This window comes from Flavobacterium sp. (assembly GCF_043780635.1).
Lineage (GTDB): Bacteria > Bacteroidota > Bacteroidia > Flavobacteriales > Flavobacteriaceae > Flavobacterium.
In genome coordinates, this window is record NZ_JAYWCK010000045.1 from 1 (window position 1) to 9925 (window position 9925).

The window sequence follows — 9925 nt, forward strand, 5'->3', positions numbered from 1 at the left end:
GTATAATATATGATATTTTTTATTATAAAACAAGCATTAAACCATTTATATTCAGATAATTATATAGTTTTTAAAAAAAAACTGGTGCGTTTGCCCTGATAAAGGCTTCAAAAAACGATATTAACCCTGAACAACAAACTGGGAATAATATAAGTTTTTGTAATAACCGTCTATTTTCTCCAATAATTCCTGATGGGTTCCTTGTTCTACAATTAGACCTTGGTCCATAACGACAATTTTATCGGCGTTAATGATTGTTGCTAATCTATGCGCAATTACTATTGAAGTTCTGCCTTTGGTAATGGTTTCTGTAGCTTTTTGAATTAACTCTTCAGAATAAGTATCAATAGAAGAAGTTGCTTCATCAAGAATGAGAATACTTGGATTACTCACATAGGCACGAAGAAAAGCAATGAGTTGGCGTTGGCCAGAAGACAACATTACGCCACGCTCTTTTACGTCAAAATCATAATTATCAGGCAAACTCATAATGAATTTATGAACCCCAATTTTTTTGGCTGCAGCCAAAACCTGCTCACGGGAAATATCAGGATTGCTTAGGGTTATGTTATTGAAAATAGTATCGGCAAAAAGGAATACATCCTGCAAAACCACTGCAATCTGCTTACGCAGCGAACTTAAAGTATAGTTTTCGATGTTATGTCCATCAATACAAATCGTACCGCTATTAATTTCATAAAAACGGTTTAGTAAATTGATAATAGTCGATTTTCCAGCTCCTGTTGCGCCAACAATGGCAATAGTTTTTCCAGCTTTTACGTCTAAATCAATTCCTTTTATGACATATTCTTGGTCTATATAGCTAAAATGAACATCCTTGAATTGGATGTTTCCTTTGAAGATAGGAGCTTCAATAGTTCCTGTATCCTGAATTTGGTCTTGGGTATCTAGAATGTCAAAAACACGATTGGCGGCAATCATTCCCAGTTGCATTTCGTTGAATTTATCCGCAATTTGACGCAACGGATTAAATAACATTCCTATGAACATTGTATAAGAAAACAAATCCCCAAATGTTGTGAAATGATCACCATTGATTATCTTGAGGCCTCCGTATAGCACAATAAAACCAAGGGTTAGTGACGAAATAATATCGGCAATAGGAAAGAAAATAGAGTTGTATAATATTGTTTTTATCCAAGCCTTATTGTGTTTTTCATTGATAGATTTAAATTTTTCGAATTCGATATCTTCTCGATTGAACAGTTGGACAATTTTCATTCCCGTTACTCGTTCTTGTACAAAGGAATTCAAATTGGCAATTTGTGTTCGCACTTCTTCAAAAGCCACCTGCATTTTTCTTTGGAATATTCGAGTGATGAAAACTAATATCGGCATAGCAACAATTACAATCCATGTCAGTTTCCAGTTCATGTAAAACATAAAAAACAATACCACAATCATTTTCATCAGGTCACTGATAATCATAAATAATCCTTGACTAAAAATACGTGCAATGGCTTCAATATCAGAAACGGAGCGAGTTACAAGTTGACCGACAGGGACATTGTCAAAATATTTCATTTTGAAACTTAGAATGTGTTTGAACATTTTGGTACGAATGTCTTTTACAATATCTTGTCCGAGCCAATTTGCCCAATACACAAAGAAAAATTGTGAAAAAACTTCTAATAAAAGCACAAATCCCATCAAGCTAACGTAAAGCAAAAGACCGTATTGCTCGTGTGTCTTTATGTATCCATCTACAGTTTGTTTCAATAAATACGGACGCAGAGCTGCAAAAACCGATAATGAAATAGCAAAAATAATCACGCCGTTAAAACGCAATTGATAAGGCTTAGTATATTTTAATATTCGTTTGAATAAACGTGTGTCGAATGCTTTTGCTTTCATTTTCATATTGTTGTGAGTTTGCTAAGCAATCTGCTGTAAATAATCATAATCAATTTTTGTCAAATATAATCCGTGTGCCGGAACTGAGAAACCAGCTTTATCTCGGTCTTTCCCTTTGATTATGGCTTCGAAATCGGCCAGGGTAATTTTGTGCAAACCTACATAAACTAAAGTTCCTACAATGGCTCGAACCATATTTCGCAGAAAACGATTTGCCGAAATTGTAAATACAAGGTTGTTGTTGTCCTGCTTGGCTGCGCCTCGAGTCCAATGGGCTTCAAAAATAGTACAATCGAAGGTGTTTACATCGGTATTTACTTTCGAGAAACATTGAAAATCAATATGGTCAAACAATAATTTTGAAGCTTCATTCATTAGATCGATGTCTAATTCTTGATGAAAATACCAGCTTCCGTCTTGCAAAAAAGCATCTTTAAAAGTATTTATATGATATTCATACGTTCGTTTTGTAGCGTCAAAGCGAGCGTGAGCATCGTTGTGAACTCGAATAATATCATAAATGACAATATCTTTTGGCAAGTAGGAGTTGAGTTTGTGTACAATACTTTGAATTTCGAATGGAGTTTCAAAATCAAAATGGGCAAACATTTCCTTGGCGTGAACACCAGTGTCTGTGCGTCCTGCTCCCATAAGATTTACCTCGGAATTCAATACGACCGAAACTGCTTTGTTCAGTGTTTCCTGAACAGAAGAAGCATTGGGTTGGTATTGCCATCCGTGATAATTGGTTCCGTTGTATGCCAGTTTTATAAAATACCTCAAGTGATTTCTTTTGAAGCTGCAAAGATACTTATTAATTTTTTTGCCACGAAGACACAAAGGCGCAAAGTTTTTTAAGTTTTGATTTGATTTTTTATTTGGAATTTGAATGTTTATTTTTACCACAAAAACATAGCCTAGATGGCGCTCGTCTCTCGCAATGACATTGTAAATATGAAAAAAATACTTCTTCTTTCCGATACTCACAGTCACATTGACGACACAATTTTAAAATATGTGGCACAGGCTGACGAAGTCTGGCACGCCGGTGATATCGGAGATTTAATCGTTACGGATACGATAAAAAAAATCAAACCGTTGCGCGGCATTTATGGGAATATTGATGATGATAAAGCTAGAATGGAATTCCCTTTGCACAATCGATTTATGTGTGAAGGAGTAGATGTTTGGATTACTCACATTGGCGGTTATCCGGGAAAATACAATCCAAATATTAAGGCTGAAATGGCAACAAATCCTCCAAAGTTATTTATTTGTGGTCATTCGCATATTCTAAAAGTGATTTTCGATAAGAAAAATAATCTTTTGCATATGAATCCCGGAGCTGCAGGAAAAAGCGGTTTTCATCAAGTACGAACGATGTTGCGTTTTGTGATTGATGGTGACAAAATAAAAGATTTGGAAATAATTGAAATTGGGAAAAAATAGTGTTCAGTTTTTTAATGTGCAGATGGCTTTGTAATATAAAATACAACGACTTTAGTTTTCGAGTTTCGGCTCCACGCCTTGTCGTGGCTGGGGTGAGGAACAAAAAAACCCGAACTTTTACATTCGGGTTTCCTTCGCACTAATAAACTAAGTTTATAGGATTATCTCAATCTGTCCACAGATTTTACAAGATCTTCGTCCTTTTTGATGGCCTTGTTAGCTAAGACTAACAACACGATAGCAACAATAGGAAGAAACATCCCAATACCTTTCTCAGAAACAGCCAGTGTTTCTCCAGATACATTTAGTGAACGATAAACAAACAAGCCTAATAAAATTAAATTTAAAATTATATTCAATCTGCCAATAACAAATTGATTTTGTCTTTTTTTATATGAAACAACACTCAACAAAGTCAGCGTTGTGCTCAATCCAAATAGAACAACATATACCTGATTTTGCATAAAAAAATACGCTGAACCATCAGCCATTGTCCATAACGAAATGAAGAATGGTAAAATTCCAGTTACCGCAAAGGCAAGAAGTAAATATATAGTTTGAATTCTTTGTAACATTTTCTCTATTTCTTTTACAAAAATATATTTTCTTTTTAATAAATACTATTGTAGATTAAAAATTATTCGTAATATTGCATAACAAATCCGTAAGTACTTCATTCTTCGGTCAATTCAAAATCAAATTTTACTACACACTTTTATAGTATACCCAAATTATTTAAACTCACAGAACATTTATGTTTGACATTTCTGCATTAAAAGAAATGAAGCTTTCTGAGCTTCAAGAAATAGCTAAAGCAGCTAAAACAATAAAAATTGCCGGTGTAAAAAAAGAGGCATTAATTAGCCAAATTTTGGAACTTCAGTCGGCAACAACTGATTCAACTTCAGATACTAAAATGGTTGAAGCTAAATCAGAAGATGATAAGCCCAAAAGAGCTCGCATTGTAGCCCCCAAAAAAGTGGCTATTCAAAAAAATTCCAATAATTCTCTTTTTTCTGACGAAGAAATTGCAATAGAACCAAGTGTTCCTGTGGCAATAAACGAAACTCCTGTTGAAGTTGCTTCCGAAAAGAAAGTAGGGAAAGTGATTAAATTTAATAAATCAGCCTACGAAAAGAAGATGGCTTTGCAAAAGCAAAAAGAAGAAGCAGTAGAGGCAGTTGCAGAGAATGAAGCTGATTCTGTTGCTGAAACTGTCGAAAATGCTGAAACTATAGAAAATGCAGAGGTTGCCGTTCCTGCCAAAAAACTAAATCCTAATCAACTCTATAAGCAAAATCCAAATCAAAACCTTAACGCCAATCCTAACCAAAACGGAAATGGAAACGGAAATGGAAACGGAAATGTAAATCCAAATTTCAAAAGCAAGAAAAACAATTTTAGAGATTCAGATTTTGAATTTGACGGAATTATTGAAAGTGAAGGAGTCCTTGAAATGATGCCTGATGGTTATGGTTTCCTTCGTTCATCTGATTATAATTATTTGGCTTCGCCAGATGATATTTATTTGTCAACTTCACAAATTAGATTATTCGGACTTAAAACCGGAGATACAGTAAAAGGAGTGGTGCGTCCTCCAAAAGAAGGCGAGAAATTCTTCCCTTTAGTTCGCGTTTTAAAAATCAACGGACACGACCCGCAAGTGGTTCGTGACCGAGTTTCATTCGAACATTTAACTCCTGTTTTTCCATCCGAAAAATTCAAATTAGCCGAAAGACAAAGTACTATTTCTACCCGAATTATTGATTTGTTTTCACCAATCGGAAAAGGTCAACGTGGTATGATTGTGGCACAACCAAAAACGGGTAAAACAATGTTGCTAAAAGACATTGCAAATGCCATTGCTGCCAATCATCCTGAGGTTTATTTAATTGTTTTGTTAATTGATGAACGTCCAGAAGAGGTTACTGATATGGTACGCAGCGTTCGTGGTGAAGTAATTGCTTCGACTTTTGACAGAGAACCACAAGAACACGTTAAAATCGCAAATATAGTACTTGAAAAAGCAAAACGTTTGGTAGAATGTGGTCACGATGTTGTGATTTTATTGGATTCGATTACACGTTTAGCAAGAGCTTACAACACAGTACAGCCAGCTTCGGGTAAAGTATTGAGTGGTGGTGTTGATGCGAATGCATTACAGAAGCCAAAAAGATTTTTTGGAGCGGCTCGAAATGTAGAAAATGGTGGCTCATTGAGTATCATTGCAACTGCTTTGACAGAAACTGGTTCAAAAATGGACGAAGTTATCTTTGAGGAGTTCAAAGGAACTGGAAATATGGAATTGCAATTGGACAGAAAAATTGCCAACAAACGTATTTTCCCAGCGATTGATTTAACTTCTTCAAGTACAAGACGCGATGATTTGTTGTTAGATGCTAAAACGTTGCAAAGAATGTGGATTATGAGAAAATATCTATCGGATATGAATCCTGTGGAAGCAATGGATTTTATCAACGATCGTTTTAAGAAAACCAAAAATAATGAGGAGTTTTTGATTTCGATGAATGATTAAAAAGAGAATAGAATAAAGAATATAGAGAAAAGATACGACAGCATAAAAAATATCCTCGAGCAATCGAGGATTTTTTTTGAAGTTTGGAGTCTATAATCTAGATTCTATTCTATTTCTTTCTGTACTCTTTTTTCTTTTTGTTCAATACTTTCTTTACGTTCTAAAAGTGCCATATAAAATCCATCAAATCCTGATTCAGAAGCTAGTATTTTGCGATCTTTTATAAAGTCAAATTGTTTTCCAATATCTGTCGCCAAGAATTTTTTTACCTGTTCTTGATTCTCAGAAGGTAAAATGGAACAAGTTGCATAAACTAATTTTCCACCAGGTTTTACAATTTTGGAATAATTTTCCAATACTTCAGCTTGAACTTTTCGAATATTGTCGATGAATTCGGGTTGTAATTTCCACTTAGCATCGGGATTTCTTTTTAGAACTCCCAAACCGCTGCAAGGTGCGTCAATCAAAACTCTATCTGCTTTTTCGTGTAGTTTTTTGATGACTTTTGTGGTGTCAATAATACGATATTCAATATTAAAAGCGCCGTCTCTTTTGGCTCTCAATTTCAATTGTTTCAATTTGCTTTCATACAAATCCATTGCAATCAATTGCCCTTTATTTTCCATCAAAGCGGCAATGTGCAAAGTTTTTCCGCCTGCACCAGCACAAGTGTCCACTACGCGCATTCCAGGTTTCACATCAAGGAAAGCGGCAACCAATTGAGAATTGGCATCCTGAACTTCAAAAAATCCCTGTTTGAAAGCATCCGTTAAAAAGACATTTGCTCTTTCTTTTAAAACCAAAGCATCGGGTTGATCCTTCAAGTATTCGGTTTCAATATTCAAGTCCATCAAGATGGCTCTTAATTGTTCTTTTGTCGTTTTTAGTGTGTTTACTCGTAGGATAACTTTGGCAGGTTGGTTTTGAGCTGCTATTTCTGTAGACCAAACTTTTTCTCCCAATTCTTTCACGCCTAATTCGTCCATCCAATCCGGGATAGATTCTTTTAAAGTTCTTATTTTTGAAAGTTCATCAAAACGTCCTTTTATTTTTCTTTCTGGAGTTCCTTCAAGTTGGCGCCAGTCGGGGATAGGATATCCTCTTAAAACTGCCCAAACGGAGAACATCCTCCAAAGATTGTCTCTGTCAAATGGTTCTTTTACTTCTGCGATTTCTGCGTATAATCTTTTCCAACGAACGATTTCGTATATGGTCTCTGCTACAAATTTTCTATCGGAACTTCCCCAACGTTTGTCTTTTTTTAAGGATCTTGCTACAACTTTATCAGCATATTCTCCTTCGTTGAAGATAGCATTTAAAGCATCAATGGTGGTGTAAACTAAATTTCTGTGTAATCTCATTTTAAATAATTGAGGTGCAAAGGTACTACTAAATGATTGAAAGATAAATTTTTAATTTTGGCATAAAAAAACACTGTTTCAAAACAGTGTTTTTTAGCTTATTATTATAAAATAAATTTTTATTGAATTCTGGTTAAACCAATGTTTTCAGGAGCATGAAGTACCATTGGGAATTTCTCCACTTTTACAGAACTACTATCTAAACCAAAGGCGCTTTCTTCAGACAAACTTAATTTCTTGATAAAGAAATAAGAATTCATAATTATTTTTTCGAAGAAAGTCAAATCACTATCATTAGATAAATATTTTTCGGATAAGACAAATTTGAAATCACCAATAATATTGTTTTTATTTAAAGATTCATATCTACTGGTTACATCAACCTCTCCTTTTTTTACCATATCTGTAATTACTTCTTTAAACATCAGGTTAATTTTTGTAGGTTCTCTAAATCCTAAATTAAAATCGACTCTGAATATGGTGTCTTTAGCAATTTCAGAAACTTTATATTCGGTTTTATAAGGTACATTCAAAATATTAACATGAACAAACCAATAAATGTCAGCTCGTTTTGGTCTTTTTCGTAAAATAGAATACATTACTTTTTCCTCAATATCATCAATTCTGCCAGCATTTGTCAAATAAATTAAATGGGTAGCATATTTTGGTATCGATAAATCGTCACTTAATTCTACTAATACTTTTTTATAATCGTCTAATTTTACAATTTGAGTGTAGCTTTTGTTAATTTTCTTAGCAAAATACCAAATTGTCATAATAGAAATAAGAACAGAAGCTATCATTAATGTAACATAGCCACCTTCGGCAAATTTTGTAATATTAGCAATAAGGAAACCAAATTCAATTGTTAAATATATAGTTATTATTGGTACCATAAAATACACTTTTACTCTTTTTAATATCATATAATAATTGAGTAATACCGTGGTCATTATCATACACAATATAATAGCTAATCCATATGCGTGTTCCATATTACTTGATTTCTCGAAGTGTAAGACTACGCCAACACAACCAAAAAACAATAGCCAGTTTATCGATGGAATATACAATTGTCCTTTTAATTCTGAAGGATATTTTATTCTTACTTTTGGCCAAAAGTTCAAGCGCATTGCTTCATTTATCAATGTAAATGAACCACTTATGAGTGCTTGCGATGCGATTACTGCAGCAAGTGTTGCCACTATGATTCCAAAAGGTTGAAACCAATCTGCCATTATTAAATAGAATGGATTTCCATTTTCTCCTCCTAAACCTACCAAGGTAAATCCTTCGTGATGAATCAAATAAGCACCTTGACCAAAGTAGTTTAAGACTAATGTAGTTTTTACAAAAATCCAACTGATTCTGATGTTTTTTCTTCCACAATGTCCCATATCCGAATATAATGCTTCGGCTCCAGTGGTACATAGAAAAACAAATCCCAAAACATAAAAACCTTCTGGATGAATTGTCAATAAGTTATAAGCATAATAAGGATTAATTGCCTTTAGAACTTCTGCGTGTTTTGTAATTTGTATTAATCCTAAAATACCAAGCATGCCAAACCAAAGAAGCATCATTGGAGCGAAAAAACGACCTACTAATTTAGAACCAAATTGCTGAATGGTAAACAACACAAATAAAATACCAATTACAATGGGAACTGTATTTATCTCCGGATAAAAAGTTTTTATCCCCTCAACAGCTGATGAAACAGAAATAGGCGGAGTAATGATTCCGTCGGCAAGCAAGGCGCTTCCTCCAATAATGGCTGGTATAATTAACCATTGTATTTTAGTCTTTTTCACTAAAGCATATAATGCAAAAATCCCACCTTCACCATGATTATCAGCACTTAAAGTGATGAGAACATATTTTATAGTGGTCTGCAAGGTAAGTGTCCAAAAAACCGCAGAAATACCACCTAAAACTATGTCTGCATTTATAACGTGCGAACCAATTATGGCTTTCATTACATATAATGGAGAGGTTCCAATATCACCGTAAATTATTCCTAATGAAATTAATAAACCTCCTAATGTTAACTTACTATGTAAGTCCTTATGCGAAATACTCATGTATATTTATATAAAAAACTTGACAAATCTACTGTTTTTAAATATATTATTGATTGATATGTAAAAAATATATATATATAAAAAACACGGTTGATAGAACCGTGTTTTTTTAATGATTTTTTAAATGTGTTATGATCTTCTGTTATTGCCCCTTGAAGAATTATTATTGTCTCCTGAGGATGAATTTCTAGATTGAGTATTTTCTCTGGAAGATTCGGTTCTTTGCGGAGCCGATGCTCTTGGAGATTCAGTTCTGTTTTGAGAGTAATTTCCTTGAGATTCTGTTCTTTGCGGAGCAGATGCTCTTGGCGATTCGGTTCTATTTTGAGAATAATCTCTTTGTGTTTCTGTTCTTTGCGGAGTTGATGCTCTAGGAGATTCATTTCTGTTTTGAGAATAATCTCTTTGCGATTCTGTTCTCTGTGGCGCAGATGCTCTTGAAGATTCATTTCTGTTTTGAGAATAATCTCTTTGCGATTCTGTTCTTTGCGGAGCTGATGCTCTTGGAGATTCATTTCTGTTTTGAGAATAATCTCTTCGCGATTCTGTTCTCTGTGGTGCCGATGCTCTTGGAGATTCATTTCTGTTTTGAGAATAATCTCTTCGCGATTCTGTTCTCTGTG

At 34.2% G+C, this 9925-nt stretch carries 7 protein-coding genes and 1 pseudogene; 2 read left to right on the top strand and 6 right to left on the bottom strand.

Annotation, left to right across the window (positions count from 1 at the left end):
* Positions 1–120 precede the first annotated feature (120 nt).
* Entirely contained in the window at positions 121–1875 is a 1755-nt protein-coding gene (locus ACH2BV_RS04510) for an ABC transporter ATP-binding protein (RefSeq protein ID WP_395049531.1), read from the bottom strand.
* 21 nt (positions 1876–1896) lie between these two features.
* A complete protein-coding gene (truA, locus tag ACH2BV_RS04515; protein ID WP_395049532.1) occupies positions 1897–2658 on the bottom strand; it encodes a tRNA pseudouridine(38-40) synthase TruA in 762 nt (253 codons plus the stop codon).
* Positions 2659–2829: 171 nt separating this feature from the next.
* Between truA and ACH2BV_RS04520 the strand changes: the two genes are divergently transcribed.
* Positions 2830–3324 carry a metallophosphoesterase family protein gene (locus ACH2BV_RS04520; protein WP_395049533.1) on the top strand — a complete coding sequence of 165 codons (495 nt, stop codon included), beginning with the start codon at positions 2830–2832 and terminating at the stop codon, positions 3322–3324.
* Positions 3325–3485: 161 nt separating this feature from the next.
* Here the strand turns inward: ACH2BV_RS04520 and ACH2BV_RS04525 are convergent, their stop codons facing one another.
* Positions 3486–3899, bottom strand: a complete 414-nt coding sequence (locus tag ACH2BV_RS04525) for a DUF4293 domain-containing protein (protein ID WP_395049534.1) — start codon at positions 3897–3899, stop codon at positions 3486–3488.
* A gap of 179 nt (positions 3900–4078) precedes the next feature.
* Between ACH2BV_RS04525 and rho the strand changes: the two genes are divergently transcribed.
* Positions 4079–5860, top strand: a complete 1782-nt coding sequence (rho, locus tag ACH2BV_RS04530) for a transcription termination factor Rho (protein ID WP_395049535.1) — start codon at positions 4079–4081, stop codon at positions 5858–5860.
* 104 nt (positions 5861–5964) lie between these two features.
* Here the strand turns inward: rho and ACH2BV_RS04535 are convergent, their stop codons facing one another.
* The 3 genes and pseudogenes from ACH2BV_RS04535 to ACH2BV_RS04545 all read right to left on the bottom strand — a co-directional run.
* Positions 5965–7221: an RsmB/NOP family class I SAM-dependent RNA methyltransferase gene (locus tag ACH2BV_RS04535; RefSeq protein ID WP_395049536.1), complete on the bottom strand. Its 1257-nt coding sequence runs from the start codon at positions 7219–7221 to the stop codon at positions 5965–5967.
* A gap of 119 nt (positions 7222–7340) precedes the next feature.
* A complete protein-coding gene (locus ACH2BV_RS04540; RefSeq protein ID WP_395049537.1) occupies positions 7341–9302 on the bottom strand; it encodes a KUP/HAK/KT family potassium transporter in 1962 nt (653 codons plus the stop codon).
* A gap of 129 nt (positions 9303–9431) precedes the next feature.
* Positions 9432–9925: pseudogene (locus tag ACH2BV_RS04545) on the bottom strand (hypothetical protein); the annotation flags it as partial.